Genomic DNA, 25305 nt, shown 5'->3' on the forward strand with positions numbered 1-25305 from the left:
CTGATGGCGTACCGGATCGGCACGTCCGGCTGGAGCTACGACCACTGGAAAGGCGTCCTGTACCGGCCCGGGCTGCCGGTCGGGCAGCGGCTGGCTCGCTACCTGGAGGAGTTCGACACCGTCGAGCTGAACGCCAGCTTCTACCGCTGGCCCGGCGCGGCGCGCTTCCGCTCGTGGCACGACCGGCTGCCGCCCGGCTTCGCGATGGCGGTCAAGGCTCCCCGCGGATTGACGCACGCGAAGCGCCTCTACGCCCCCGAGGCGTGGGTGGAGCGCATCGCCGAGGGCTGGCGGGCTCTCGGGGATCGCCAATCGGCTCTCCTCGTGCAGCTGCCACCGACCCTGCAGCGCGATGACGAGCGCCTCGGCTACTTCCTGAGCGCCCTGCCCGCCGCACTGCGCGTGGCGATCGAGTTCCGCCACCCCACGTGGCATGACGACGCCGTTTTCGACCTGCTCGAACGGCACCGCGCGGCGTACGTCGTCATGAGCGGAGCCGGTCTCGACTGCATCCTCCGCGCGACCACCGACTTCGTATACGTCAGATTGCATGGTCCCAGCTCGGAGCACCTCTACGCCGGTTCGTACTCGGACGACGACCTCGCGTGGTGGGCAGATCGCTGCCGGGAGTGGGATGCACAGGGCCGGAACGTCTTCGCCTACTTCAACAACGACGGCGAGGGCCACGCGGTCCGCAACGCCTGGACCCTCCGGCGCCTGCTGGGGCTCTGAGTCCGGGGATCACGCGACCACGGTCGAAGGACGGTGACGGATTCCGGATGCCTCGGCCGAGGCATCCGCTCACTCTTCCGGCTGTTCGGCGGGAGCCTCGGTCGAGAATCGCGTGAGCTTGTGGGTGCCGTCGCACCACGGCTTGATGCCCGAGGCGCCGCAGCGGCACAGCGCGACCGTGCGCCGGCGAGGGCGGAGCAGTTCGCCGTCGGCGCCCCGGATCTCGATCGGCCCCCTCACCAGCAGAGGCCCATCCGGGCAGGCGGTCACCTGCACCGCAGCAGCTTCACTCATGGACGGACCTCAGCGACGAGCGACCGGATTGGAACGCCGACAGCATGTGGTCGGCGCTCCGGTCGTCGAGCAGGAGGCACGCCGCTGCGCCGAACATGATGTCGGGGAGCAGCTCGGGGCGCTCTTCGCCGAGGCTTCCCGCGAGGTCGCGCGCGGCGATCTGCTCGTGCACGGCGTCGGCCTCGACGTGCTCATCGAAGTAGTCGGTCACCTCGCCGCCGAAGCCCAGCCGCCGGAACGCATCACCGTACAAGCGGTTGGGAATCGACGACGTCATCTCGAACGCGGCGAGATGCCCGACGATCGCGCCGAGCAGACGACGATTCAGGCCGAACATCGACATCGCGTTCAGCGGTGCGAGCGTGACGGCGGGCACGACATCGACGTAGGAGCCATAGGTGGGGTCGAGGCCTGCGCCGCGCATCGTGCGCCCGAAGATCTCGGCGTGCATGCGCTCCGGACGACCGCCGCCGTATTCGTCGGACTGGATCTCGACCAGGGCGGCCTTCGCTCGTCCGGTCAGCCGCGGAATCGCCCACGAGTGCGGGTCTGCTTCGCGGAGGGTGTAGATGCTCCGCTGCACGAGGAACTCGCGCGCGTGCTCGATCGTGGCCTTCTTCGCGAGGAATCGCGACAGCGACGGACCGGGCGAGGGCGCGGTCAGGTCGAACAGGGCTGCGGCGATGACGGATGCCTCGGCCTCCGGCACGGCGAGCACCTCCGCGTCCCGGCGCAGCGACGCCTCGAACCCGGCCTCGAGGATTCCGCGCGCCTCGACGAGGACCGGATGCCACTCCCAGCCCGGATCGATCCAGTCGAGCGAGCCGTACGCGCTCGCGTACAGCAGGAAGAGCGAGAACTGGATGTCCTCGTCATTCGGCACGTCATCGCTCGCCAGCACGGCGTCGCGGGCGGCGCGCACGAGCGCGTCGCGGCGGTGGGCGAAGTCCGCGTGCATCAGGATCGCGAGCGTCGTCGCGCTCAACGGCCCGCGGGGCGACAATCCTGACGGCGCGGTGGTCTCGACGTCGGCGATCGTCATGGCGTCCTCCTCGGCGCGGCATCGTGGAACCCGCGGGATGCCGCGGCGATCACGTCCGACCTTCTCAGCCGACCGCGGGAGTGTCGCGGGGGTTGACGCCGGCGCGGACCCTCGCTACCCGGTCGGCGAGCAGGCGCGCCCAGCGCCAAGGCGGGAAATCGTGAGGCCAGTGCATGACCACGGTCCGCAGCCCGCGGACCATGCGGCGACCGAACGCGCCGGCATCGCCGAAGGGGCGCATCGACATCCCCATGCGCAGCCCGCGGCGGTACCGGATCGTGTGACGGGCACCGACGTGGAATGACAGATCGAGGTCATCGTGCACCTCGGGGTCGGATCGATGCACGGACGACCGCACGTCGAGCCAGACCGCGCGGCGCAGCCCCATGTTCGAGCCGAACAGCGGCAGATGGCCGAGCGCCGGAGCGGTGGCCGCCGAGTAGGCGAGGAGGTAGACCGCGGCGAGCGGCGCGCGCAGCCACGGCGGCCCGTCCACGAACCGGGAGCCGCCGGTCACTGCGCCGATGTCCGGCGCGGCCTCGAACGCCCGCACCATGTGCTCGACCCAGTCCGGCGACGGCCGGCAATCGGCGTCGAGCCGCAGGATGATGTCGCCGGTCGCGGCGTCGTAGCCCGCGGCACTCGCGGCGGGGATGCCCGGTTCGTCGCATCGGACGATCCGCGCGCCCGTGACTGCCGCCACGCGGGCGCTGTCATCGGAGGACCGGTTGTCGACCACGATCACCTCGTCGGGCGCCCGCGTCTGAGCCGAGAGAGCGCGAAGGCACTCCGCGAGATTCCCCGCATCGTCTTTCACAGGGATGACGGCCGACACCCGCATCCGTCTGCCTTCCGGATGTGCCAGCGTGGCCGTCGATTTCTGCGCCCGCTCCATGACTTCTCCCCACCCACCGGCGGTGCGGGGGTTCAGCTCAGCGCGCGCAGGCGCTCGAGCAGCGGCTCGGCGACCTCGGCGAGGAAGCGCTCCTGCTGCTCGTCGCCGACCTGCACGATCGCGATGTCGGTGAAGCCGGCGTCGACGAACGGCTGAACGCTCTCGGCGAGCGCATCGAGGTCCGGCCCGCACGCGATCGATTCCGCGACGTCGTCGGTGCGGACGAACCGGCTCGCCGCCTCGAACCCGGCCGGCGTCGGCAGGTCGGCGTTGACGGGCCAGCCGCCCCCGAACCACCGGAACTGATCGTGGGCGCGGTCCACGGCGGTCTGCATGTCGGGGTCCCAGGAGATCGGCACCTGGCCGATCTTTCGCGAGGGCTCGTCGTGCGCGGCATCCCATCCCTCCACCAGCGCGGCGTCCGGTTCGACGGCGATCATGTGGTCGCCGAGCGGTGCGAAGCGCTCGATGGACTCCTCGCCGGAGACGGCGATCCCGATCGGAACCCCCTCGCCGGGAACGTCCCACACCCGTGCGGAGTCGACGCGGAAGTACTCGCCGTCGTACGTCACGAGCTCGCCCGTGTGCAGTGCGCGGATGATCTCGACGGCCTCGACGAGCATCGCCTGACGGGTGGCGACCGAAGGCCAGCCGTCGCCGACCACGTGCTCGTTGAGGCTCTCGCCCGACCCGAGCCCGAGAACGAACCGGCCTTCCGAGAGCAGCTGCATCGTGGCGGCTTTCTGTGCGACGACCGCAGGGTGGTACCGCATCGTCGGGCAGGTGACGTACGTCATCAGCTCCACGCGCGACGTCGCCTGTGCGACGGCACCCAGGACGCTCCACGCGTAGGGGGCGTGCCCCTGGGAGGTGAGCCACGGGGAGTAGTGGTCGCTCGACACCTCGAAGTCGAATCCGGCGTCCTCGGCCGCCTGGGCGTAGCGCACGAGGGCCCGAGGACCGCTCTGCTCCGTCATGAGGGTGTAGCCGAATCGCACCATTCTCGTCTCGCTCTCGTCGCGGTTCCGCCGCCGATCGCGGCACCCTTCGAGCCTGGCGAGGCGATCCCGCTGCCGCGACGGGCTTGACAGCCCGAGGGCCGCTGTCTAGTCCGACGACGGCGCGTCGAGCTCGACCGTGTACGCCGGAACGAACTGCGCGGTCACGCGGGAGGGGTCCACTCCGGCGTCCTCGAGCGCCGCCGTGAGACTCGATGTCTCGGGCTCGGACGAGGCCCCGGTGAACAGCACCTCGGCCGTATCGTCGTTCACGGTGATCCCGGCGATCAGCCAGCCGTTCTCCTCTGCCCATGGCGTGGCGGCCGAGCGGATCTGCGACTCCAGGTTCGTGTCCTGGGTCGCCTGCAGCGACGTGACGGTGAGCGGCACGGCGATGATGAGCAGCGTCACCGCGATGAACGCGATCGACCGCCGCGGCGAGCGCGGCCGAGCCGCAGGCGTGACGCCGGCCGACGCATCCGCCCGCGCACGCACGCGATAGACCGCGAGCACCACGACCCCCGACGCGAGGATGGCGGCGACGTTCGTCACGAACAGCAGGAGCGCCCCGAGGGACTGGTCCCATGCCTGCGACTGGGCCGTCAGGCCCACGACGGTCAGGGGAGGCACGAGCGAGATGGCGATCGCGACGCCCGGGAGGGTGTCGGAGATGTCGGACCGCACGAGCGCGATCACGCCGACCGCCCCGGTGGCGAGCGCCGCGAGCAGGTCGATGAGGTCGGGCGAGACCCGCTGCGCGACCTGCGGGTCGGTGGCCGCGATGACGGGTGCGGCGACGAAGAATCCGACGCCGTAGCCGATGGCGATCGCGGTGAGCCCGCCGGCGAACACGAACGCCCACGATCGCAGGAGATTGATGCGGTCGCCGAGGACCGTCGCGAGCACGATTCCGAGGATGGGCGTCATGAGCGGGGCGACGATCATGGCGCCGATCACCGTCGCATCGGAGTCGGCCACGACGCCTGCTGCGGCGATCACGCTCGACAGCACGAGCAGGAGCCAGAACCTGCTGCGCCGGTGGGGCGCCTCCTCCCCCTCGAAGAAGACGGAGTCGCGCATGTGCGCCACAGTGTTCATACAGCCCTCGCTCCCCCGGCCCGAGTACGAGTCGTGCGACAGGATGAAATCTACTGTCGGGCGCCGTTGCGGGCGAGACGGCGCGGCGGCGGTCAGCCCAGAAGCTCGGCGGCGGGCACGACCCGGGCGTACGCGGAACCGAGCGCGGCCATGAATGCGGCGTGCACCTGAGCGCCGCCCACGCGCACGCCGTCATGCTCGAGGTCGGGCGCGGCGCAGGCGTCCGCGGCGACCGTGACGGTGAACCCGAGGTCGGCGGCAGCCCGAACCGTCGCGTCGACGCACATGCTGCTCATCATCCCCACGATGAGGAGATCGGATGCCCCGGTCTCGCGCAGCCGGTCGTGCAGCGTCGTGTCCAGGAAGGCGTTCGGGTGCGTCTTGCGCACCACGGTCTCGCCCTCGAGCGGGGCGACCCTCGCGTCGATCTCGCCGCCGGGCGTGCCCGGCACGAGCATCGACGCCCCCGCTTCGCGGCTCTCGTGCTGAACGTGCACCACCGGCTCCCGGTTCGCCCGGTGGCGGGCGAGCAGCGCGGCGGCACGGTCGGCCGCGGCATCCGATCCCACCAGCGGATACGCCCCGCCGGGGAAGTAATCGCGCTGGATGTCCACGATGACGAGGGTCCGGGTCATGCGTCGCCTCCTGAAGCGTGCGAGATGGTGCGGCCTTCCACCGTAGCCGCGCGCGATCCCGACAGGCTCACACGGGGCTCAGGCCGACCAGTGCGCCCGCCGGCAGGTCGAGCATCGCCTCGACCGACGTCAGCAGGAGTCGCGTGCGCTCGGACGCGTCCTGCCATGCCACGAGGGAGTGGGCGTTGAGTCCGTCCACCATTCCGAGGATCTGACCCGCGATCGCGGCGTGGTCGGCGCAGCGGAACTCGCCGGCGGCACGGCCCTCGTCGATGACGCCGGCGAGGAAGCCGCGCCAGGCGTCCATCTGCTCGCGCACCCGCTCGGCGAGCGTCTCGTTCCGGCCGCCGAGCGACCAGCTCTGCACCCAGATCAGCGTGACCTCGCGGCGGCTCTCGTCGAGGAGGGTTGCGAGCACCGCGGCGAGCGCCGCGGCCGCCGTGCCGCGCGAGCGAGCGAGCTGCGCCACCTCGGCCAGTTCGTCGCCGACGATCGCGGCGAACGTGTCGCCGACCAGCTCGTCCATGCTGGGCACATAGTGCGCGACGAGAGCCGGGGCGACCCCGATCTCGGTCGCGACGGCGCGCAGCGTGACGGCGCTCAGCCCCGCCTCGCGCGCCAGGTCCTGGGCGGCGGCGGAGATCTGCGCGACGCGCTCCGAGGCGGATCGGCGGGTGACTGTTGACGGCATCACCGTCGATTCTGTACCGTGATCCCGAATTGATCAAGTGATCAACAAAGGACGAGAGGACGGCACATGGGCTGGCGGATGCCCTCCGAGACGGCACGACACGAACGCACGTGGATGGCCTTCCCACGCGCCGGGCAGACTCTGGGCGACACCCCCGCCGAGCAGGAGGAGTGCTACGCAGCCTGGACGGCGACCGCCCACGCGGTTGCCGAGTTCGAGCCCGTCACGATGGTGGTCGACCCGACCGAGCTCTCGCGCGCGCGTCGGATGCTGTCGAGCGAGGTCGAGATCGTCGAGGCTCCGCTCGACGAGTTCTGGATGCGCGACTTCGGCCCGACGTTCGTCGTGGACGACGATCGCCCGGGGATCCTCGGCGCCGTCGACTGGATCTTCAACGGCTGGGGTGCCCCGGCGTGGGCCGAGTGGCGGCAGTCGGCCGAGATCGGCCGGTTCGTGGCGGCCGAGGTGGGCGCTGAGCTCATCAGCTCGGTGCTCGTGAACGAGGGCGGCGGCATCCACGTCGACGGCGAGGGGACGGTCCTCCTCACCGAGACGGTGCAGCTCGACCCCCGCCGCAATCCGTTCGCCGACCGAGCGCGGGTCGAGGCAGAGCTCGCTCGCACGATCGGATCGACGCGCGCGGTCTGGCTCCCGCGCGGGCTCACGCGCGACTACGACGACTTCGGGACGAACGGGCACGTCGACATCGTCGCCACGATCCCGTCTCCGGGGCGCCTGCTGCTGCATCACCAGCCCGACGCCGCACACCCCGACTTCGAGGTGACGCGCGAGCTTCGCGCCCTCCTCGCGAACGAGGTCGACGCGGCAGGACGACGGTTCGAGATCATCGACGTCCCGGCTCCCGCCACCCTCCGCGACCACGAGGGCTTCGTCGACTGGAGCTACATCAACCACCTGGTCGTCAACGACGGCGTCATCGCGTGCGGATTCGGCGAGGACGAAGCGGATGCCGCGGCCCGCGGCATCCTGTCGGACGCGTACCCCGGCCGACGCGTCGTCACCGTCGACGCCCGCCCGATCTTCGCGCGCGGCGGCGGCATCCACTGCATCACGCAGCAGCAGCCGGCGGTGTCGTCGTGATTCCGGCGCCCGTGCGCGTTTCGCCTCGCTCCGCTCGCTCGACGACCGGACACGGCCCGGCCCTTGAGCGAGGGAGCACAGCGACCGACGCGAAACGCGTCAGCCGAGGAGGACGGCCGTGATCGAGGTCACCGAGGCGACCATCGCCGAACTGCGTGCCGCGCTCGAGAGCGGCCGGGTCACGAGCGCCGATCTCGTCCGCGCCTACCTCGCGCGCATGGAGGCGTACGACGGGCCCGAGAGCGAGACGAAGCTCAACGCCGTCATCGTGCACAATCCCGAGGCGCTCGCCGACGCCGAGGCATCCGATTCGCGTCGCGCCGCCGGCCGCACGCTCGGCCCGCTCGACGGCATCCCGTACACCGCGAAGGACAGCTACCTCGTGCGCGGGCTCACCGCCGCGTCGGGGAGCCCCGCCTTCGCCGACCTCGTCGCGCAGCGCGACGCCTTCACGATCGAGCGGCTGCGCGCGGGCGGCGCGATCTGCCTGGGCCTCACGAACATGCCGCCGATGGCCAACGGCGGCATGCAGCGCGGGCTCTACGGCCGGGCCGAGAGTCCGTACAACGCGCAGTACTTGACCGCGCCGTTCGCGTCGGGCTCGTCGAACGGATCCGGAACAGCCACCGCGGCGAGCTTCGCCGCCTTCGGTCTGGGCGAAGAGACCTGGTCGAGCGGCCGCGGCCCCGCCTCGAACAACGCCCTGTGCGCCTACACGCCCTCTCGCGGGATCATCTCGGTGCGCGGAAACTGGCCGCTCGTGCCCACCATGGACGTCGTCGTCCCGCACACCCGCAGGATGGCGGACCTGCTCGAGGTGCTCGACGTCGTCGTCGCGGACGACCCCGAGGTGCGCGGTGATTTCTGGCGCGCGCAGCCGTGGGTCGAACTCCCGCGGGCGTCGGAGGTGCGACCGGCGTCGTATCGCGACGAGGGGGAAGCCGCGGCATCCGACCCCGGCGCGACCCTCGCGGGTCGCCGCATCGGGGTGCCCCGCATGTACATCAACGCCGATCCGGATGCCGGCACCGGCGAGTCCCCGGGAATCGGAGGTCCGACCGGCACGCGCATCGACACGCGCCCTTCGGTCATCGCACTGTGGGAGGCGGCACGGAGTGCCCTCGAGGCACACGGCGCGACCGTGGTCGAAGTCGACTTCCCCGTCGTCTCGAACTACGAGGGCGACCGTCCGGGCGCGGCCACCATCTCGAGTCGCGGCTTCGTGACGCCGGAGTTCCTTCGGCGCGAGATCATCGACCTCTCGGCGTGGGCCTGGGACGACTTCCTGCGCGCCAACGGCGACCCGGCGCTCTCGCGTCTCGCCGACGTCGACGGCGCGCAGATCTTCCCTCACCCGGAGGGCGCCCTCCCCGACCGCTACACCGGGTTCGATGACGACATCGCCGAGTACCCCGAGCATGTCCGCCGGCACCCGGTGGAGCACTTCACCGAGATCCCCGAGCTCGAGGGCGGCCTGCGCGGCCTGGAGCACACGAGGCGCCTGGATCTCGAAGACTGGATGGACGCCCTCAGGCTGGACGCCGTCGTCTTCCCGGCAGTCGCCGACGTCGGACCCGCCGACATGGACGTGAACCCGGCATCGGCCGACCTGGGGTGGCGCAACGGCGTGTGGATCGCGAACGGCAACCTCGCGATGCGCCACCTCGGCATCCCGTCCGTCACGGTGCCGATGGGGCGGATGGCCGACATCGGCATGCCGGTCGGACTCACGTTCGCCGGCCGCGCCTACGACGACACGGCGCTGCTGCGCCTCGCTGCGGCCTTCGAGGCGACGGGTGCGCGCCGGCACGCTCCGCCGCGCACTCCGCCACTGGGCGGCTGATCACGAACCGAGCCCGGATGCCGCGGCTCGTGCTCACTTCGGACCGGCGTCGAAGGGCGACGCTGCGCGCGTTCTGAGATAGGTCCGCATGACGCGCTCGGTGACACCGAGATCGAGTGCGACGACGGCAGCATCGTCGGTGACGACGGCCGACTCGGCGACGCGCCGCGGCCGAACCAGCCGGCGCGCTGCGATGCGGTCGGCGCGGTCCTCTTGCATCTCGTCGGCACCGACGTCGCCGTATTCGAAGTGCACGATCTCGTGCGCGATCGCGCACGTCTCCACCGCTCTTCGCAGGTTCGGTCTGACGAAGATCGCACGGTATTCGTGCGCGTAACAGGCGACCATCTCGGGGTCAGGCAGGTCGTCCCGAAAGACGATGGGTATGCCGAGCATGCCAGCGTGAATCCAGGGATCGTAGTCGGACGCTTCGGGATCGTCGTCGAAGCCGGGAACGCCGTACATCCGTGGCGCCGACGAGGCAGGCGAAGGATCGTCCCGGCCCGGCCGCGCGGGGATCGCGTCCTGCGCGATACTCATCTGCCGCTCCCTCAGTTCTCCCCGCGGGCGGGATCGACCGCCGAATCGTCCGTCGACGCCGCGAGTGCGGCGGGGTCGAGCGGCGCCGTCTCGAGATCCTGTCCGCCCCTTCCGACATCGGGCGGAGAGATCTTCGTCACCCGAGCGAGGACGGCCTGGTCGGGGTGTGCGAGGGCAGCATCGGACAGCACCCCGATCGCATCGGAGACAGCCGCGGCTCGGTGTTCCCCTGCGATGCGTCGAATGACCTGCGCCAGCATCTTGGTGTACGGACGCACGTCCAGGTCGTCGTCGCCGTCGACGTCGACATCGAGTGCTCGCAGGAGTGCCAGGATCTTGTCCGCCTGGGGGGCGCTCTTGCCCTGGACGATGTTCCGGATCGTCCGCGCCGTCACGCCCGACGCCTCGGCGAGTTCCTTCTGCAGAAGGCTGCTCCGCTGGATCAGATCCGCGAGCACGGCCGCATAAGACAGTCGCTCGCGGTGATCCGCCTTCTCGATCGCGTACCTGGTGAGAGCCAGGTCTTTCCGCTCTTCGTCGGCCGTCATGTCCGCAAAGCTAGCACTCTTTCCCTTGTGCCGTGGAAATCGGCAACTTCCTTCAGATATTTTCTCCACAGGCTGGGTTCCGAAGAGGAAAAAGCTATATTCTCTTTCCTGTCATGAACCAGACGCCAGGGACCGTGCTCCGCACACTTCGGGAGCGCGCTGGCCTCTCCACGGCGCGAGTCGCGGAGCTGACGAACGTTTCGGAGTCCTACCTGGTTCGCGTGGAATCCGGCGACACGCACGCCTCTGGCGCATGGCTCGGATTCGCTGCATCGGTGCTGTCCGACGCGCTGTTCGACAGCCCCGCAGAGGGGGCCACGCCTCGATCGACGGAGGGAGGCACGACGACGCACTGACCGAACATCCACTTCATGCTCGCGGCCGACGCCGCACACGACACCGCCCACCACATCGAACGAAGAGAGCGCACGTGAACCACCGACGAACCAAGCTGACCACTGGCATCTGCCTGACGACGACCCTCCTGCTGATCGGGAGCGGATCCGCCTACGCCACTCCCGCACCCCCGCCCGGCTTGGGGGTGGCCGACGTGGTGGCCGCCCACGTCGCGGATGTGGCACCCGATCCGGGTCACGTCGTAGACAACCGCGTCTCCGGCGGCGCGTCGGTCACCGAACTGGCCCCGGCAACAGTGGAGGTGCCCTTGGGTGCTCCCGACGAGGTCGTCGTCACGGTGGAAGGGCTCGACGGCGAGATCGAGACCAGCATCGAGCTTCCGGAGGGGTTCGTCTCGGGAGCGGGAGCGGTTGCAGACGACGGCACCGTGGTGTTCGGCGGTGAGGGGTCCACTCGCGGATCCCTCGAAGACGCGATCGCGATCCAGACGCTCGCCGACGGCTCGACCAGGGTGCAGACGATCCTCGCTGACGCCCAGAGCGATCACGAGTTCGGCTATCGCCTGGAGGGATTCGTCCCGCATGTCGCCTCGGACGGCAGCGCATACTTCATCAGCGACGCGGGAGACGTCGTGCCGGTGGGGGCGGCGTGGGCCGTCGACGCGAACGGCGACCCGGTCAGCACCCGCTACGTCGCGCGCGGCGATGAGTTGATTCAGGTGGTGGATGCCCCGGCCGATGTCGCATACCCGATCGTCGCGGATCCATCCTGGCGGTGGATCAACGCAGGATGGGGCATGAAGCTCACCCGCGACGAGACGCGACAGTCCGCGAACTACGCCATGGCGGGGACGATGTGCGCGGCATTCGTGAAGAACGCACCGGCGCTCGGAATCGCGTGCGGAGTCTATGCCGGCTATATCGCAGCGCAGGCCGCGATCGCCAACGGCGAGAATCCCAAGACCTGTCTGTTCTTCAACGCCGTGCCGGCCCCGGGCACGATCTGGCGAGTGACCTGCTGACGAGGCCCCAGCGGGCCGAGCTGAAGGGACTGACACGTGCACCAGCTTCTTGATGCATGGGGCGTCTACACCGCCACCCTCGTTCTGGGGGTGTCGGTGGGGATCAACGCCGCATACGGCGAGCGATGGCCGCAGACCGTGGCCAACGCGGGCACGGTTGCCGTCTTCGTCGCGCTCGCCGTCCCGTGGTCGAACTCCCGGCCGTGGATCGCCCCGATCTTCATCACCGTGGCGATCCTCTCGACAGTGCTCATCACAGCCGCGCGCCTGCGTGACCACCCGCTTCTCCAGGGGGTCGGCTACTGGCGGCGCGCAGCGATGTGGATCCTGCACCCGAGGCGGTTGGCCGAGGTGGACAAGGCCTGCCCCTGACGAGGCCCGCCGAACTGCCGGGTGGGCGGGTGCCGCGGCATCCGCCCACCCGTTCGATCACATGCGGGCGTACCGAGCGCGCGCGAAGCAGAAGAGCCCGTAGATCACGAGGCCGCCGCCGACGACCCACAGGATCAGCACACCGAAGGGAAGCTCGGCGAGCGTGTGAAGAGCGGAGTCCAGGCCGCCCGCCGCCTGGGTATCGTGCGTGAGGGCCGCGACGACGAACAGCACGCCGGTGACGCCGACAGCGATCCCCTTGGCGACGTAGCCGACCGTGCCGAACGCGACGATCCCCTTGCGGGTCTTGCCGTCGGGAAGGTCGAGATGCTTCTCGAACGCCTGCGTGAACCCTCGCACGATGAACGCGATGCCGATCGCCAGGACGCCGAGCCCGACCAGGACGAGCAGCGCGACCCCGCCGGGGGTCGCCATCAGCTGGGCGCTGAAGGTCTGCGTCGAGGAGGAGGAGTCCGATCGCCCGCCGAGCGCGTACACCAGCGCGGTGACCGCGATCGCGATGTAAGCCAGGGCGGTGCCGATGAACTTCGCCCGCCGTCCCCACTTCTTCTTGGTGTCGGGGTCGCGCTCGACGACGGCCTCGGCGATCTGCCACAGCGCGAGGGCGAACAGTCCGAGTGCGATGACCCACAGCAGCAGGACGCCCAGAGGGATGCTGCGGATCTGCTCCATCGCCCCACCCTGGTCGGCGTTCTGTCCTCCGCCCGCGGTGATCGAGACCGCGAGGACCCCGATCACGATGTGGACGATCCCTAGCACGACGTATCCGATGCGGGCGACGGTGCGGAAGACGGTGGAGCTCTGCACGACGTGTGCGGCGGACTTCGCGTTGGTCATGCGGGAACTGTATCCACCGTGAGGATCATGGCGCGAGGACTTGCTTTTCCGCGGGTTTCAGGGGTGACTCCGTCACGCCTCACGCGTGCTGGTCGAGCGGACCGCTCGGCGGTCCCGGAGCGCCTCGACCGCGACCCAGACGAGGGTTGCCACGGCGATCCCCTCGAGCAGACCGGCGATCACGTCGCTCAGCCAGTGGGCGTGCAGGTAGGTCCGGCACCACATCATGTAGATCACCCAGATCACGCCCGCCGCCCACACATACCAGCGGCGCAGCAACAGTCCGAGCGTGACCGCGACCGTCGTCGCGACAGCGGTGTGACCGGAGGGGAACGACGTCGGCACCTGCTCGGCGAGCGAGTCCTGCGGTCGCAGCCGGGCGATGACAGCGGCCATCGGCGCACCGATCGCCACGACGAGCACGATCGCGCTCGCGAGTGTGATCGCGTCCCAGGGCCGTCGACGCCAGAGGAACAGCCCGACGAGCAGGATGCCGATGACGATCATGCCGACGGTGCCGCCGACGATCGCGGGGATCCACGCCAGAAACAGCCCGGCATCGCTCGCGGTGGACTCCATCACCCCGTTCCACCACACATCCATGGGCAGGGGCTGATGGTCCCCCAGCGCGACGACGGTGCGAAGCACGACGAAGGCGACGGTGGCCGCAACCCCGACGACGAGCGCGATGGTCCGCCGCTCGTCGATCTCGGCGATCGTCTCTTCCTGCTCTGCGTCGGCTGCGGCGGCATCCGTCGTCGGACGCCCCGGCCCCTGCGGACCCTCACCCATGGAGGAATCGTCGCAGGCCGCGGGCCGCTCGGCAAACGCCTCCGGCTCGACACGCTGATGTGTATGATCCCGCTCCCTGACCGCGGGCGCGGGCGTCGTGTTACATCGCGGTGTGCGGGAATCGGCGGAATTCATTAGGGTAGGCATGCCTAACCTGAAGGAGAGTCTCGCCGTGCTCGACCTGCTCACGCGCCCCACTGCCGCGGTCTATGGCTCACTCATCGCCGAGACGTCGGCGAGAGTGGCTCACCGGTTCGCGACGACGGACCAGCCCTTCTCGGGAGCCTCGCGCGCCGAGCTTCAGCGCCTGGTCGACGACGTCGCCCTTGACGGCGCGGGTGTCGGTTCGTCCGCCGCCATCCGCGAGATCGACGAGCTGTTCCTCGAGAACGCCGTCTGGTTCCACGACCCTGCGTACGCCGCGCACCTGAACTGCCCGGTGGCGCTTCCCGCCGTGGCCGCCGAGACCGTGCTCGCCGCCGTCAACACGTCCGTCGACACCTACGACCAGTCCGCGGTCGGCACCCTCATGGAGCGCCGCCTGATCGACTGGGCCGCCGGGCGGGTGGGGTTCACGCACGGCGGGGGCGTCTTCACGTCCGGAGGCACGCAGTCCAACCTCCACGCGCTGCTCCTCGCCCGCGAGGCCGCGCTCGGCGAGACCGACGCCCCCCGGCAGCGGACTCTCGGGCGGCTCGTGATCTTCGCCACCGCGTCGAGCCACTTCAGCGTGGCCAAGTCGGCGCTGCTGCTCGGCCTCGCAGACGACGCGGTCATCGAGGTGCCGGCCGATGCCGACGGCCGCATGGGCGCCGCTGCTCTCGCTCACGCGCTGCGGGCGGCCGAGGCATCCGGCCGCGTACCCATGGCTGTCGTGGCGACCGCCGGCACGACCGACCGCGGCGTGATCGACCCGCTGCCGCCGATCGCGCAGGTCTGCGAGGCGCACGGCGTGTGGCTGCACGTCGACGCGGCGTACGGGTGCGGCCTCCTCGTCTCGCGACGCAGGCGCCACCTGCTCGCCGGCATCGAGCGTGCCCGCTCGGTGACGGTCGACTTCCACAAGAGCTTCTTCCAGCCGGTCTCGTCGAGCGCACTGCTCGTGCGCGAACCCCGCGACCTCGCCGCCGGGGCATGGCACGCCGACTACCTCAATCCGGTCGAGAACGACGAGCCGAATCAGGTCGACGTCTCGCTGCAGACCACGCGGCGCTTCGACGCGCTCAAGCTGTGGGTGACGCTCCGCGCCCTCGGCGCCGACCGGATCGGCGAGCTCTTCGACACGGTCATCGACCTCGCCGAGGCGGTGAGCGATGAGATCGACGCCGATCCCGAGCTCGAGCTCGTCGGGCGCACCCAGCTGAGCACCGTGCTGTTCCGCGTGCGGCCGGACGGCGCCGACGACGCGACGCGCGACGCCCTCGTCGCCGGCGTACGGCGCGTGCTCTTCGAGTCGGGCCGCGCGCTCGTCGCGAAGACGGTCATCGACGGACGGCCCTGCCTGAAGCTCACTCTCCTCAATCCAGCGACCACGCTGAGCGACGTCCACCGCATTCTGAACATGGTGAAGGATGCCGCGACCACCCTCGCCGGCATCGCCCCCGACCTCGACGAGGCCTTCGCCGGTGCCGAGGCGACGGCATGAGCGCCCGCGTGCACGACGTGGTCGGCGTCGGCATCGGCCCGTTCAACCTCGGACTTGCGTGCCTGAGCGAGCCGACCGGGCTGGATGCGGTGTTCCTCGACCGCGCCGACGGCTTCCGCTGGCACCACGGGATGATGATCGAGGGCGCCACGATCCAGGTGCCGTTCCTCGCCGACCTCGTCACGATGGCCGATCCGACGTCGCGGTTCTCGTTCGTCAACTGGCTGAAGCACACGGGTCGGCTGTACCCCTTCTACATCCGCGAGAGCTTCTACGCCCTCCGCGCCGAGTACGACGCGTACTGCCGCTGGGCCGCCGCGCAGCTGCCGAACCTCCACTGGAACCAGGAGGTCGTCGCGATCGAGCACGACGCCGCCCTCGACGTGTACGTCGTGCGCGCGATGCGCACCGACACCGGTGAGGAGAGCGAGTTCCTGGCCCGCCACGTCGTTCTCGGAGTCGGCACGCGGCCCGTCATCCCGCCCGCCCTGCGGGGCCTCCGCGGGCTCGCGATCCACAGCTCGGAGTACCTCGACCACCGTGACGCGCTGCGCGCCTCGGGATCCATCACCATCGTCGGCAGCGGGCAGTCGGCGGCGGAGATCTACCGCGATCTGCTCGACGCCGTCGGCGACGGATGCCGCGTCGACTGGATCACCCGCTCGCCGCGGTTCTTCCCGATGGAGTACACCAAGCTCACCCTCGAGATGACCTCGCCCGAGTACACCGATCACTTCCACGCCCTCCCTCTCGGCATGCGTCAGCAGCTCGGTCGCGAGCAGCGCAGCCTGTACAAGGGCATCTCCGCCGACCTCATCGACGACATCTACGACACGCTGTACCGCCTGAGCGCGGGCGGTCCCGTGCCGACGACGCTGCTGACCGACACCGAGGTCACGAATGCCGCGTGGGACGGCGAGCGCTTCCGGCTGCGCCTGCGTCACGGTCAGCTCGACCGAGAGCATGAGCGCGAGACGGCGTCGATCGTGCTGGCCACCGGCTACGCCGCCGAGACACCGCCCTTCCTGGCGCCGATCGCCGAGCGGCTCGACCACGACGCGCTCGGCCGTCTGGAGGTCGCGCGCGACTACACGGTGGACGGCGGGCGCGGCCGCGTCTTCGTGCAGAACGGCGAGGAGCACACGCACGGACTAACGGCGCCCGATCTCGGCTTCGGCGCGTGGCGCAACTCGTCGATCCTCGCCTCGATCCTGGGCCGCGAGGTGTACCCGATCGAGCGGCGCATCGCCTTCCAGGACTTCGGGGTGCCCGTCGACGCGATGGCCGCCGCGGGGGCGTCGCGGTGAGCCGAACACCCACGGCGGCCATCGAGATCGTCGCCGCCGATCCGTCGCGCGACGCCGCCGTCGTCCACGGCTGGCTGACCGACCCGCACGGTGCGTTCTGGGGGATGAGCGACTCCTCCCCCGGCGCCGTCCGTTCCTACCTCTCGTCGATCGCCGCCCACCCGCATCAGAGCCCGTGGCTGGGGCTCGTCGACGGCGCTCCGGCGTTCTACGCCGAGACGTACGATCCTGCCGAGGTGCTGCTGCGCGAGGTCCACGACGCACTGCCGGGCGACCTCGGCATGCACATCCTCATCGCGCCGCCCGGCGGCGACCCGCGCCACGGGTTCACCGACGCCGTGTTCGCCGCCGTCATGTCGTGGTGCTTCGACGAGCTCGGCGCGCGGCGTGTGGTGGTGGAGCCGGATGCCCGAAACGACCGCATCCGCCGCAAGAACGTGCGGGCGGGCTTCGTCGAACGGCGATACGTGTCGATCGACGAGGGCGGCGGGCACCTCAAGACCGCCGTGCTCTCCACCTGCACCCCCGATGACCACCGCCGTTCCGAGTTGGCGGTCGCCGCCAGGAAGTTCTTCGCATGATCTCTTCCGCTTCCCACCTGTCCCCCGCGAACCTCGAGCGCGCACAGCGCCACCTGGTGGCGAAGGCGATCGCCGAGTTCACCCACGAGCGCCTGCTCACCCCCGAGCCGGCCGCGGCGGGCTGGCGCATCGCTCCGATCGCGGGCGTGGAGTACCGTTTCTCGGCGGTGCGCACGGCTCTGGAGCACTGGATCATCGACGAGGCGAGCCTCGCCCGCTTCGTCGACGGACGGCCCGCCGATCTCGACGCGCAGGCGCTCATCCTCGAGCTCCAGCCCGTGCTCGGGCTCTCGGATGCCCTGCTGCCGATCTACCTGGAGGAGATCGCCTCGACCCTGGCGGCGGCATCCTTCAAGATCGCCCGCGGCGGCCCGGCGGCCGACGCGCTCGTCGGCGCCGACTTCCAGACGATCGAGGCCGCCATGACCGAGGGGCACCCCGGGTTCGTGGCCAACAACGGCCGCATCGGCTTCGGGGCCTCGGACTACACTGCGTACGCTCCCGAGGCAGGCCGCCCGTTCCGGCTGGTGTGGCTCGCGGCGCGCCGGTCGAGATCGCACCTCGCGCTCGGCGCCGGGACGGACGAGGCATCCCTCGTCGCGGGCGAGCTCTCCGGGGCCGAACGCGCCCGCTTCACCGCGCGCCTCGAAGAGCTCGGCGAAGACCCGTCCGCCTACCATCTGCTGCCGGTGCACCCGTGGCAGTGGGAGAACCGCATCGCGGTCACCTTCGCCCCCGACCTCGCCCGGCGCGACCTCGTGCTGATCGGCGAGAGCGACGATGAGTACGCGGCGCAGCAGTCGGTGCGCACGATGTTCAATGTCAGCACGCCCGGCCGCATGTACGTCAAGACTGCTCTCGCCGTACAGAACATGGGGTTCCTGCGGGGTCTCTCTCCGGCCTATATGCGCGTGACCCCCGCCATCAACGACTGGGTCGCCGAACTCGTGGCGGCCGATCAGACGCTGCAGGCGGCGGGGTTCCGCGTGCTGCGCGAGTGCGCGTCGATCGGCTACACCGGCGACGCGTATCACCGCACGCCGGCGCCGTCGGCGCACCGCAAGATGCTGGCGGCGCTGTGGCGCGAGAACCCTGTGCCGCGCCTCGCGGCCGGGGAGCGCCTCGCGACGATGGCGTCGCTGCTGCACCGGGACGCCGACGGCCGGTCGTTCGCGACGGCGCTCATCCGGGCATCCGGCGTCCCCGCAGCCGACTGGGTGCACGCGTACCTCGCCGCGTATCTGCGACCGCTCGTGCACTGCCTGCTCGCGCACGACCTCGCCTTCATGCCCCACGGCGAGAACCTCATCCTCATCCTGCGCGAGCACGTTCCGGTGGGCGTGTTCATGAAGGACATCGGCGAAGAGGTTGCGCTCCTCGCCGACCGCGCCGTGCCCGACGAGGTGCGCCGAGTCGTGTCGCCCGTCGATGACGACGAGAAGGCCCTCGCGATCTTCACCGACGTGTTCGACGGCGTGCTGCGTCATCTCGCCGGCATCCTGCACGTCGACGGCACGCTGCCGGAGGCGGAGTTCTGGCGGATCGCCGCGGCGATCATCGACGAGCATGCGGCGGAGCATCCGGATCTGGACTCTCGTGTCGATCTGCGCGCCGAGCGCTTCTCGCACTCGTGCCTCAACCGTCTGCAGCTGCGCAACACACTCCAGATGGTCGATCTCGCGAACCAGTCCGCATCGCTGCTGTACGCCGGGACGATGCCGAACCCGATCGCGCGCTCGCGCGTGCCTGTGCGCCGGCCCGCCGCTGTGGGAGCCTGACCGCATGGCGCAGGTCTATCGCGACGATCTCGGGATCCCGCACATCCGGGCGGCGAACGCCGAAGATCTGGCTGAGGCTCAGGGCAGGGTGACCGCTCGCGACCGGGGCTGGCAGATCGAGGTCGACCGGTTGCGCGCGTCGGGTCGGCTGTCCGAGCTCATCGGCGCGGCCGGGATCGGCTGGGACGTGTTCGCGCGCCGGGCGCGGATCGACGACACCGCTCGTCGGGCGATGGAGAGGACGGATGCCTCGACCCGCGCCTTCGTCACCCGGTACGCCGACGGCGTCCGCTCCGGCATGGCGGCGGGCGGCGGCGCGGCGCCGGAGTTCGGCGAGCTCGACCGGCTCTTCGGCGACTCCCGGCCGCTCGAACCGTGGGACGACCACGATCCGCTGGGCGTCCTCCACGTCGCACACGCCCTGTTCTCACCTTTCACGGTCCTGCTGTGGCGGCAGCACGTCGCCTCGTCGCTCGGCGACGAGTGGGTCGACGTGTTCGCCGGCTACGGCGACACCGGCGGCGAGACGTTGCCGGCATCCGGCAGCAACGCGTGGGCGCTGCACGGGTCGAGGACGGAGAGCGGGATGCCCCTGCTCGCCGGCGACCCGCACCGCATCTTCGAGCTGCCCGGCGTGTACCAGCAGGTGCGCCTCGCGTGCGACGAGTTCGACGTCGTGGGTCTGGCGTTCCCGGGTGTGCCGGGAGTCCCGCACTTCGGCCACTCGGGGAAGGCGGCGTGGGGCGTGACGAACGCGATGGCCCACAGCGTCGACGTGTTCCGGGAGCGGCTGCGCCCCATCGGCGACGGGTACGAGGCGCTGGGCGCCGACGGCTGGCGCACGGTCGACGTCGAGCACTCCACCGTGCGCGTGCGCGGCGGCGATGACGTCGACGTCGAGGCGCTCGAGACCGAGCGCGGCACGATCGTGACCGACCTGCACCACGAGGGGGACGAGCTCGTCGGGTGGAGCGTCCGCATGCCCGCCCGATACGACGGCGATCTCGGGGCGGGCGCTCTGCTGCCGTTGCTGCGCGCGCACACCGCGGAGGACGTCGCGGCGGCGTTCTCGCGCTGGGTCGATCCCGTCAATCGCGTGCTCGCCGCCGACCGCAGCGGCACGGTGCTCTCGGTGACGGTGGGCGTGACACCCGATCGCCCTCGCGCCGAGCGGCGGCTGCCGCTGCAGGCGGACGTCGCGAGATCTGCGGGCGCCCGGGCGGCGGTGGCTGCGGCATCCGTCCCCGACTCCGCCGTGGACGCGAACGAACACCCCGCCCGGCCCGAGATCGACCTCGGCTGGGCCTACCCGGCACCGCATCGCGCGAACCGGATCCGCACACTGATCGCCGAGCTGCAGCCGCGTGCCGTCGAGGACTTCCCGCCGATCTGGGGCGACACCGCGAGCGGGTCGGCCGCCGCGCTGCTGCCGTTCCTGCCGTCCGTCGAGCTTCCCGCCCGCGCCGCGGCGGTGCGGGAGCGGCTCGCCGCGTGGGACCGGAGGATGGATGCCTCGTCCCCCGCCGCCGGCGCGTTCGCCGCGTGGCGCGCGGGGCTGGTTCGGCGAGTGGTCTCGCACCCGGCGCTGGAGCCGCTGCGGGCACCGCACGGGATGGGGGCGGCCGTTGCGCCGTGGCTCGATGTGACGACCCAGGTTGCCGCGGCGCTTCCCCGGCTGCTGGCTCATCCCGCGTTCGCCGGCGAGGTCGACGCGATCGTCTGCGATGCGCTCGACGAAGCCGCCGACGCGGCGGAGTGGGGCGAGACGCATCGCCTTCTGCCACTGCACGTCCTATCGGGCCTGCCGGGCGCGCCGGGCGCGGCGGATCCGGCCGCGGCGCTCGACGTGGCGCTGTCCGGCGACGGAGACACCGTCCGCTGCACGGGGTCGGTTCCCGGCGCGACCGACCGCAGCTGGCGCGGATCGGTCGCTCGATGGGCGTGGGACCTGGCCGACCGGGAGCGGAGCGTCTGGAGCGTGCCGTTCGGCGCATCCGGCGACCCCGCCTCGCCGCACTTCGCCGACCAGCTGCCGGCCTGGGCCGAGGTGAGGCCGCATCGCGTCGTCACCGACTGGGAGCGGCTGCACCTCGACGACGCGGCCGGCGAGTCATGACCGGGACGTCGACCGGCCGCCTCGTGACCGGCGCGGCGGGTGACGTGGTCCACACCGCTGAGGACCCCGCGCTCGGGCGCATCGAGATCAGTGTGCTCGACCCGGTGACCGACCTGGACGTGATCCACCGGTGGGTGACCGCACCGGCCTCCCGTTTCTGGGGCCTGAGTGAGCTCTCTCGCACCGAGCTCCGCGACCTGTACGCCTACGTCGACAGCCTCTCCAGCCATCACGCGTTCCTCGTCCGGCGCGACGGGCTGCCGATCGTGCTGCTCCAGACGTACGAGCCCGAAAACGATCCGCTCGGCTTGGTCTACGAGGCCCAGCCCGGCGATGTGGGCATCCACTTCCTGCTCGGCGATCGCGGAGCGCCGGTGCGCGGCTTCACCACGCGCGTCGGCCAGGCGCTGGCCGCGTTCGTGTTCGCGGCGCCGGGAGCGCAGCGGGTCGTGATCGAACCGGATGTCGACAACGAGCGGGCCGTCGCCCGTGCACGCCTCTTCGGCTTCACCCTCGGCCCTCGGGTCGAGCTGCCGGACAAGTCCGGCCGGCTCGCCTTCCTCACGCGCGGCGACTGGGAAGCGCGGCAGGCTGCGGACGAGCCGGCCACCCGGTCAGCCGACTGAAGCAAGCCTGAAGCGGGTGGCTCCGGATCCCGATTTGCCGGGCTCCGGGAGCTGGAGACGCCACCCGGAGCCCAGCCGACCGTTGTATCCCTCCCCCATGGAGAAGATCGCGGTCTACGGAGCCGGTTCGGGGTTCGGACTCCGCTGCGCGTGCTGGGGACACCCGCGATGCGAACCTATCGGGTCGCAAGCCGGTAGCCCGGCATCCGCGCCACGGCGCGTCGCGCGCCGGCTGATCGCGTCACCCTTGCGAGCGTCCGTCGTCGACGAGTAGCGTCTCGGCTCAACGCTCGCTTCGCACCAAGGGAGAGCGACGAGGATGAGACCGCTTCGATATGCGATCAACGTCACGCTCGACGGCTGCTGTCATCATGAGGCCGGAGTCGCCCCCGACGAGGATTCGATGCGCTACTGGACGGAGAAGATGGGATCGGCCGACGCGCTGCTGTTCGGCCGGGTGACCTACGAGATGATGGAGTCGGCGTGGCGCCGGCCGGACTCGGGCACATGGCCGGACTGGATGCGCGAGTGGGAGGTCCCGTTCGCCGAGACCATCGACCGCGCGAAGAAGTACGTCGTGTCGAGCACCCTGTCCGAAGCCGACTGGAATGCCGAACTGGTGCGCGACGACCTCAGCCAGGCGGTCCAGCGGCTCAAGGACGAGCCGGGCGAAGGCCTGTACGTGGGTGGCGTGACCCTCCCCACGGCGCTGGCGGATCTGGGCCTGATCGACGAGTACGAGTTCCTCGTGCAGCCGGTACTCGCCGGACACGGGCCGACCCTGCTCGCGGGGCTGCGCGAGCGCATCCAGCTCGAGCTCATCGGTCGCCACGAGTTCCGTTCGGGCGCGGTCGCCCTGCGATACCGACCCCGCGAGTGACGCCCTCCTCGTGCCGGAAGTCGTGCCGGCACGCCGGGTCACCGACTCCCTCGTCATCGATCACACGGGGGGACGTCGCACGGTCGGCATACCGTGGGAACCATCGACGAGAGGACATCCCGTGAACCTGACGAGTCTCTATCCGGTGCTGATGACGACGGATGTCGCGACCACCGCCCGCTTCTATCGAACGCACTTCGACTTCGAGGTCACCTTCGAGTCGGACTGGTATGTCAGCCTCAAGCGAGGTACCCACGAGCTCGCCGTCCTGGATGCGACCCATCCCACGATCCCGGAGGGTTTCCGCGGGAGCCCCGCCGGAGGCCTACTGCTGAACCTCGAGGTCGACGATGTCGACGCCGTGCACGCTCGCCTCGTCGACGCCGGGCTCACGCCCGCGCTGCCCCTGCGCTCGGAGGATTTCGGTCAGCGCCATGCCATCTTCGCCGGCCCCGACGGCGTCCTCATCGACGTCATCACCCCGATCCCGCCGACAGGCGAGTTCGCGGACCAGTTCTCGGAATCGGCCCTCGCCGAGACTCGCCGCGGCGACGACGCATAGCCCCGCCGCCCCGCGGCGGCCTATGGCGACAACCGCCGCTCTCCCGGGGTGCGCAAAACAGAGAACCCCCGGAAATCCGGGGGTTTCGACCTGTAGCAGGAGCGGGGCTTGAACCCGCGACCTCACGATTATGAGTCGTGCGCTCTCACCAACTGAGCTACCCTGCCGCGAGGCATCCGGTCGCGAAACTGAATGCTGCGAGCCCCGAGTCAGGATTGAACTGACGACCCCTTCCTTACCATGGAAGTGCTCTGCCACTGAGCTATCGGGGCGTGCTGCCCGCATGCGGGCAACTAGAAGAGGATACCAGAGCAACGGCGCCTCTCTGAATCGGCGTCAGCCTCCGGCGTAGGTGCGCAGCCAGGGCATCGGGTCGATCGCGGTGGTGCCGTTCGCGAGGATCTCGAAGTGCAGGTGAGCTCCGTACGAGCGGCCGGTGTTGCCGGTGAGACCGAGCACCGTTCCCACAGTGACGTGCTGCCCGGGCGTCACCTTCAACGAGCCGTACTGCATGTGGCCGTAGTGGCTCGACACCAGCTGACCGTCGATGACGTGGTCGATGATGACGTGCACGCCGTAGTCGCCGCCGGCCTCGGTCGCGATGCGCACGGTGCCGTCGGCGATGGACTGGATCGGAGCGCCCGACCCGGGCGTGAAGTCGATTCCCTTGTGCAGGCGGCCGTCACGCATGCCGTAGCCGTACGACATCGGAACGCCGACGACGAAAGGCCACTGGATGGCCGCGTTCGGGTCGTTGTGGAACAGGCTCGAGAAGTTGCGGATGCCCGCCTGAGACGCGAGCTCGGCGACGGTCGTGGTGTCGTAATTGCCGCCGCGGTCGAGGGTCTCGGCCTCCACGCTCGCGGGCGCGACGTACGCCTGGATCTCCTCGGCATCGATGCCGGCGACCGACACATCGCCGGGGGCGAGGATCGACGCGGTGAACTCGGTGCCGCTCGCGGCCGCAACGGCCTCGGCGGGAGTCGTCATGCCGACGGTCATGAGACCGACGATGCCCATCACTCCGACGGAGAACGAGGCGGCCGTCACGCGCTTGAATGCGACGCCGCGGCTCACCCGCGGCTTACGGGACGCCTTGTGCGCCGGGGTCGCCTCGGCGGACTCGGACTCGGCCTCCGCTGCGGCCACAAACACCTGGACATCCTCGTCGGATGCGACGGGGAACTCACCGGTGAAGGAGAACAGCCGGGCGGCGGCTTCGAATTCGTCGACGCCGGATGCCTCGGCATCCGTCGCCTCCCTGGTCTGCGCGGCGGGCGCGACGACGGTCGGCACCGCGGCGGTGTCGACCGTCGGCTCGTCGATGATCAGCGTCTCGACGACCTCGACGGCCGGAACCTGCCGGGCCTCGGCCGGAGCAGCCGGGCGGGGCGTGCGGATACGGCGCGACGGACGAGCGGGGGCAGCCTCGACGGTTGCCTCTGCGGGCGCGGGCTCGGCCGCAACGGGCTCAGCCGCAACCGGCTCGGCCGCAACCGGCTCGGCCGCAACGGGCTCATCCACGACAGGGCTCATCGCGACCGTGGACTGCTCCGCGAGGACGGCGGTCTCGGCCTCGACGGGGACGATCTCGGCGGACGCGACAGGAGCGGACGGCGCGACGATCCGCGGAGTGCGTCGTGCGCGGCGGCTGGAGGGCGTGGATGCGGCCTCCACGCTCGCGGCAGCCGCCACCACCGTCGAGACGGCGGCGACCACGTCGACGATCGGCGAGGATTCCTCGACCGGAGCGGGCTGCTCATCCACGTTCGGGGTGATCGGCGCGGCTTCTTCGGCCGCCTTCGGCGCGATGGGCGCGGCAGGAAGATCCGTCAGCGGGTGGGCCGATCCGGCACCGACGGCCCGTCGGCGCAGCTCTGCTCGCGAGAGCCCCAGGGTCTCCGACGACGCCTGAAGAGGCGCGGGGGAGGTGCGGCTGGATCGGCGCGTGCGCGCAGGTTCAGCCATCGGGGCATCAAAAGGCAAGCGGATT

The 25305-nt window shown here is 70.6% G+C and carries 26 protein-coding genes and 2 tRNA genes; 14 read left to right on the forward strand and 14 right to left on the reverse strand.

The window, feature by feature from the left end:
- The first annotated feature begins 3 nt into the window (after positions 1-3).
- On the forward strand, positions 4-732 hold the full coding sequence (locus tag HF323_RS06745) for a DUF72 domain-containing protein (RefSeq protein WP_169581798.1): 729 nt from the start codon (positions 4-6) through the stop codon (positions 730-732).
- A 69-nt stretch (positions 733-801) separates the two neighbouring features.
- On the opposite strand, the gene HF323_RS06750 is transcribed toward HF323_RS06745, so the two are convergent.
- From HF323_RS06750 to HF323_RS06780, 7 genes are all read right to left on the reverse strand, one after another.
- Positions 802-1026 (reverse strand): CDGSH iron-sulfur domain-containing protein, encoded by a 225-nt coding sequence (locus HF323_RS06750; protein ID WP_169581799.1) that lies wholly within the window; start codon positions 1024-1026, stop codon positions 802-804.
- Complete coding sequence (locus tag HF323_RS06755) at positions 1019-2068, reverse strand: iron-containing redox enzyme family protein (RefSeq protein WP_169581800.1); 1050 nt, start codon at positions 2066-2068, stop codon at positions 1019-1021. Before HF323_RS06755 ends, HF323_RS06750 begins: the two co-directional genes overlap by 8 nt.
- 64 nt (positions 2069-2132) lie before the next feature.
- Positions 2133-2903: a glycosyltransferase family 2 protein gene (locus HF323_RS06760; protein WP_317451019.1), complete on the reverse strand. Its 771-nt coding sequence runs from the start codon at positions 2901-2903 to the stop codon at positions 2133-2135.
- Between the two features lie 92 nt (positions 2904-2995).
- Entirely contained in the window at positions 2996-3964 is a 969-nt protein-coding gene (locus HF323_RS06765; protein WP_169581802.1) for an LLM class F420-dependent oxidoreductase, read from the reverse strand.
- A 105-nt stretch (positions 3965-4069) separates the two neighbouring features.
- A complete protein-coding gene (locus HF323_RS06770; protein ID WP_211160322.1) occupies positions 4070-5041 on the reverse strand; it encodes a DUF389 domain-containing protein in 972 nt (323 codons plus the stop codon).
- A gap of 110 nt (positions 5042-5151) precedes the next feature.
- Complete coding sequence (locus tag HF323_RS06775; protein WP_169581804.1) at positions 5152-5694, reverse strand: cysteine hydrolase family protein; 543 nt, start codon at positions 5692-5694, stop codon at positions 5152-5154.
- A 67-nt stretch (positions 5695-5761) separates the two neighbouring features.
- Positions 5762-6385, reverse strand: coding sequence for a TetR family transcriptional regulator C-terminal domain-containing protein (locus HF323_RS06780; RefSeq protein ID WP_169581805.1), 624 nt, complete (start codon positions 6383-6385; stop codon positions 5762-5764).
- A 66-nt stretch (positions 6386-6451) separates the two neighbouring features.
- Between HF323_RS06780 and HF323_RS06785 the strand changes: the two genes are divergently transcribed.
- Positions 6452-7486, forward strand: coding sequence for an agmatine deiminase family protein (locus HF323_RS06785; protein ID WP_169581806.1), 1035 nt, complete (start codon positions 6452-6454; stop codon positions 7484-7486).
- A gap of 118 nt (positions 7487-7604) precedes the next feature.
- Positions 7605-9329 carry an amidase gene (locus HF323_RS06790; protein ID WP_169581807.1) on the forward strand — a complete coding sequence of 575 codons (1725 nt, stop codon included), beginning with the start codon at positions 7605-7607 and terminating at the stop codon, positions 9327-9329.
- Between the two features lie 33 nt (positions 9330-9362).
- Here the strand turns inward: HF323_RS06790 and HF323_RS06795 are convergent, their stop codons facing one another.
- Positions 9363-9869 carry a hypothetical protein gene (locus tag HF323_RS06795; RefSeq protein WP_169581808.1) on the reverse strand — a complete coding sequence of 169 codons (507 nt, stop codon included), beginning with the start codon at positions 9867-9869 and terminating at the stop codon, positions 9363-9365.
- An 11-nt stretch (positions 9870-9880) separates the two neighbouring features.
- Positions 9881-10417: a helix-turn-helix transcriptional regulator gene (locus HF323_RS06800; protein WP_169581809.1), complete on the reverse strand. Its 537-nt coding sequence runs from the start codon at positions 10415-10417 to the stop codon at positions 9881-9883.
- Positions 10418-10449: 32 nt separating this feature from the next.
- On the opposite strand from HF323_RS06800, the gene HF323_RS06805 reads away from it, so the two are divergent.
- The 3 genes from HF323_RS06805 to HF323_RS06815 all read left to right on the forward strand — a co-directional run bounded on the left by HF323_RS06805 (position 10450) and on the right by HF323_RS06815 (position 12167).
- Complete coding sequence (locus HF323_RS06805; RefSeq protein ID WP_169581810.1) at positions 10450-10773, forward strand: helix-turn-helix transcriptional regulator; 324 nt, start codon at positions 10450-10452, stop codon at positions 10771-10773.
- A gap of 74 nt (positions 10774-10847) precedes the next feature.
- A complete protein-coding gene (locus HF323_RS06810) occupies positions 10848-11795 on the forward strand; it encodes a hypothetical protein (protein WP_169581811.1) in 948 nt (315 codons plus the stop codon).
- Between the two features lie 36 nt (positions 11796-11831).
- Positions 11832-12167, forward strand: a complete 336-nt coding sequence (locus tag HF323_RS06815) for a hypothetical protein (RefSeq protein WP_169581812.1) — start codon at positions 11832-11834, stop codon at positions 12165-12167.
- Positions 12168-12224: 57 nt separating this feature from the next.
- Here HF323_RS06815 and HF323_RS06820 read toward each other — a convergent pair whose 3' ends face one another.
- Both HF323_RS06820 and HF323_RS06825 read right to left on the reverse strand, forming a co-directional pair.
- On the reverse strand, positions 12225-13025 hold the full coding sequence (locus HF323_RS06820; RefSeq protein ID WP_169581813.1) for a DUF1206 domain-containing protein: 801 nt from the start codon (positions 13023-13025) through the stop codon (positions 12225-12227).
- A gap of 72 nt (positions 13026-13097) precedes the next feature.
- Positions 13098-13817 (reverse strand): phosphatase PAP2 family protein, encoded by a 720-nt coding sequence (locus tag HF323_RS06825; protein ID WP_169581814.1) that lies wholly within the window; start codon positions 13815-13817, stop codon positions 13098-13100.
- A 145-nt stretch (positions 13818-13962) separates the two neighbouring features.
- Between HF323_RS06825 and HF323_RS06830 the strand changes: the two genes are divergently transcribed.
- From HF323_RS06830 to HF323_RS06865, 8 genes are all read left to right on the forward strand, one after another.
- On the forward strand, positions 13963-15462 hold the full coding sequence (locus tag HF323_RS06830; RefSeq protein ID WP_169581815.1) for a pyridoxal-dependent decarboxylase: 1500 nt from the start codon (positions 13963-13965) through the stop codon (positions 15460-15462).
- Positions 15459-16769, forward strand: coding sequence for a SidA/IucD/PvdA family monooxygenase (locus tag HF323_RS06835; RefSeq protein ID WP_169581816.1), 1311 nt, complete (start codon positions 15459-15461; stop codon positions 16767-16769). The genes HF323_RS06830 and HF323_RS06835 overlap by 4 nt, the downstream gene beginning before the upstream one ends.
- Positions 16766-17350, forward strand: a complete 585-nt coding sequence (locus tag HF323_RS15710) for a GNAT family N-acetyltransferase (RefSeq protein WP_169581817.1) — start codon at positions 16766-16768, stop codon at positions 17348-17350. The genes HF323_RS06835 and HF323_RS15710 overlap by 4 nt, the downstream gene beginning before the upstream one ends.
- Positions 17347-19128 (forward strand): IucA/IucC family siderophore biosynthesis protein, encoded by a 1782-nt coding sequence (locus tag HF323_RS06845; RefSeq protein ID WP_169581818.1) that lies wholly within the window; start codon positions 17347-17349, stop codon positions 19126-19128. The genes HF323_RS15710 and HF323_RS06845 overlap by 4 nt, the downstream gene beginning before the upstream one ends.
- 4 nt (positions 19129-19132) lie before the next feature.
- On the forward strand, positions 19133-21244 hold the full coding sequence (locus tag HF323_RS06850; RefSeq protein WP_169581819.1) for a penicillin acylase family protein: 2112 nt from the start codon (positions 19133-19135) through the stop codon (positions 21242-21244).
- Positions 21241-21870, forward strand: a complete 630-nt coding sequence (locus tag HF323_RS06855) for a GNAT family N-acetyltransferase (protein WP_169581820.1) — start codon at positions 21241-21243, stop codon at positions 21868-21870. Before HF323_RS06850 ends, HF323_RS06855 begins: the two co-directional genes overlap by 4 nt.
- A 319-nt stretch (positions 21871-22189) precedes the next feature.
- Entirely contained in the window at positions 22190-22750 is a 561-nt protein-coding gene (locus HF323_RS06860; protein WP_169581821.1) for a dihydrofolate reductase family protein, read from the forward strand.
- A 121-nt stretch (positions 22751-22871) separates the two neighbouring features.
- Positions 22872-23312, forward strand: coding sequence for a VOC family protein (locus HF323_RS06865; protein WP_169581822.1), 441 nt, complete (start codon positions 22872-22874; stop codon positions 23310-23312).
- A 93-nt stretch (positions 23313-23405) separates the two neighbouring features.
- Here HF323_RS06865 and HF323_RS06870 read toward each other — a convergent pair.
- From HF323_RS06870 to HF323_RS06880, 3 genes are all read right to left on the reverse strand, one after another.
- Positions 23406-23479: transfer RNA gene (locus HF323_RS06870), tRNA-Met, on the reverse strand.
- A 33-nt stretch (positions 23480-23512) separates the two neighbouring features.
- Positions 23513-23584, reverse strand: a tRNA-Thr gene (locus tag HF323_RS06875).
- 64 nt (positions 23585-23648) lie between these two features.
- Positions 23649-25280: a M23 family metallopeptidase gene (locus HF323_RS06880; protein ID WP_169581823.1), complete on the reverse strand. Its 1632-nt coding sequence runs from the start codon at positions 25278-25280 to the stop codon at positions 23649-23651.
- Positions 25281-25305: the final 25 nt, after the last annotated feature.

The organism is Microbacterium sp. MF43 (assembly GCF_012847295.1).
GTDB lineage: Bacteria > Actinomycetota > Actinomycetes > Actinomycetales > Microbacteriaceae > Microbacterium.

Excerpts from the sequence above, each read along its gene's own strand:
- HF323_RS06820 (WP_169581813.1), bottom strand. The coding sequence starts at position 13,025 with ATGACCAACGCGAAGTCCGCCGCACACGTCGTGCAGAGCTCCACCGTC.
- HF323_RS06825 (WP_169581814.1), bottom strand. The coding sequence starts at position 13,817 with ATGGGTGAGGGTCCGCAGGGGCCGGGGCGTCCGACGACGGATGCCGCC.
- HF323_RS06880 (WP_169581823.1), bottom strand. The coding sequence starts at position 25,280 with ATGGCTGAACCTGCGCGCACGCGCCGATCCAGCCGCACCTCCCCCGCG.
- HF323_RS06835 (WP_169581816.1), top strand. The coding sequence starts at position 15,459 with ATGAGCGCCCGCGTGCACGACGTGGTCGGCGTCGGCATCGGCCCGTTC.
- HF323_RS06860 (WP_169581821.1), top strand. The coding sequence starts at position 22,190 with ATGAGACCGCTTCGATATGCGATCAACGTCACGCTCGACGGCTGCTGT.
- HF323_RS06830 (WP_169581815.1), top strand. The coding sequence starts at position 13,963 with ATGCCTAACCTGAAGGAGAGTCTCGCCGTGCTCGACCTGCTCACGCGC.
- HF323_RS06795 (WP_169581808.1), bottom strand. The coding sequence starts at position 9,869 with ATGAGTATCGCGCAGGACGCGATCCCCGCGCGGCCGGGCCGGGACGAT.
- HF323_RS06800 (WP_169581809.1), bottom strand. The coding sequence starts at position 10,417 with ATGACGGCCGACGAAGAGCGGAAAGACCTGGCTCTCACCAGGTACGCG.
- HF323_RS06765 (WP_169581802.1), bottom strand. The coding sequence starts at position 3,964 with ATGGTGCGATTCGGCTACACCCTCATGACGGAGCAGAGCGGTCCTCGG.
- HF323_RS06780 (WP_169581805.1), bottom strand. The coding sequence starts at position 6,385 with ATGCCGTCAACAGTCACCCGCCGATCCGCCTCGGAGCGCGTCGCGCAG.
- HF323_RS06745 (WP_169581798.1), top strand. The coding sequence starts at position 4 with ATGGCGTACCGGATCGGCACGTCCGGCTGGAGCTACGACCACTGGAAA.
- HF323_RS06845 (WP_169581818.1), top strand. The coding sequence starts at position 17,347 with ATGATCTCTTCCGCTTCCCACCTGTCCCCCGCGAACCTCGAGCGCGCA.
- HF323_RS06775 (WP_169581804.1), bottom strand. The coding sequence starts at position 5,694 with ATGACCCGGACCCTCGTCATCGTGGACATCCAGCGCGATTACTTCCCC.
- HF323_RS06850 (WP_169581819.1), top strand. The coding sequence starts at position 19,133 with ATGGCGCAGGTCTATCGCGACGATCTCGGGATCCCGCACATCCGGGCG.
- HF323_RS06785 (WP_169581806.1), top strand. The coding sequence starts at position 6,452 with ATGGGCTGGCGGATGCCCTCCGAGACGGCACGACACGAACGCACGTGG.
- HF323_RS06770 (WP_211160322.1), bottom strand. The coding sequence starts at position 5,041 with ATGCGCGACTCCGTCTTCTTCGAGGGGGAGGAGGCGCCCCACCGGCGC.
- HF323_RS06855 (WP_169581820.1), top strand. The coding sequence starts at position 21,241 with ATGACCGGGACGTCGACCGGCCGCCTCGTGACCGGCGCGGCGGGTGAC.
- HF323_RS06750 (WP_169581799.1), bottom strand. The coding sequence starts at position 1,026 with ATGAGTGAAGCTGCTGCGGTGCAGGTGACCGCCTGCCCGGATGGGCCT.
- HF323_RS06755 (WP_169581800.1), bottom strand. The coding sequence starts at position 2,068 with ATGACGATCGCCGACGTCGAGACCACCGCGCCGTCAGGATTGTCGCCC.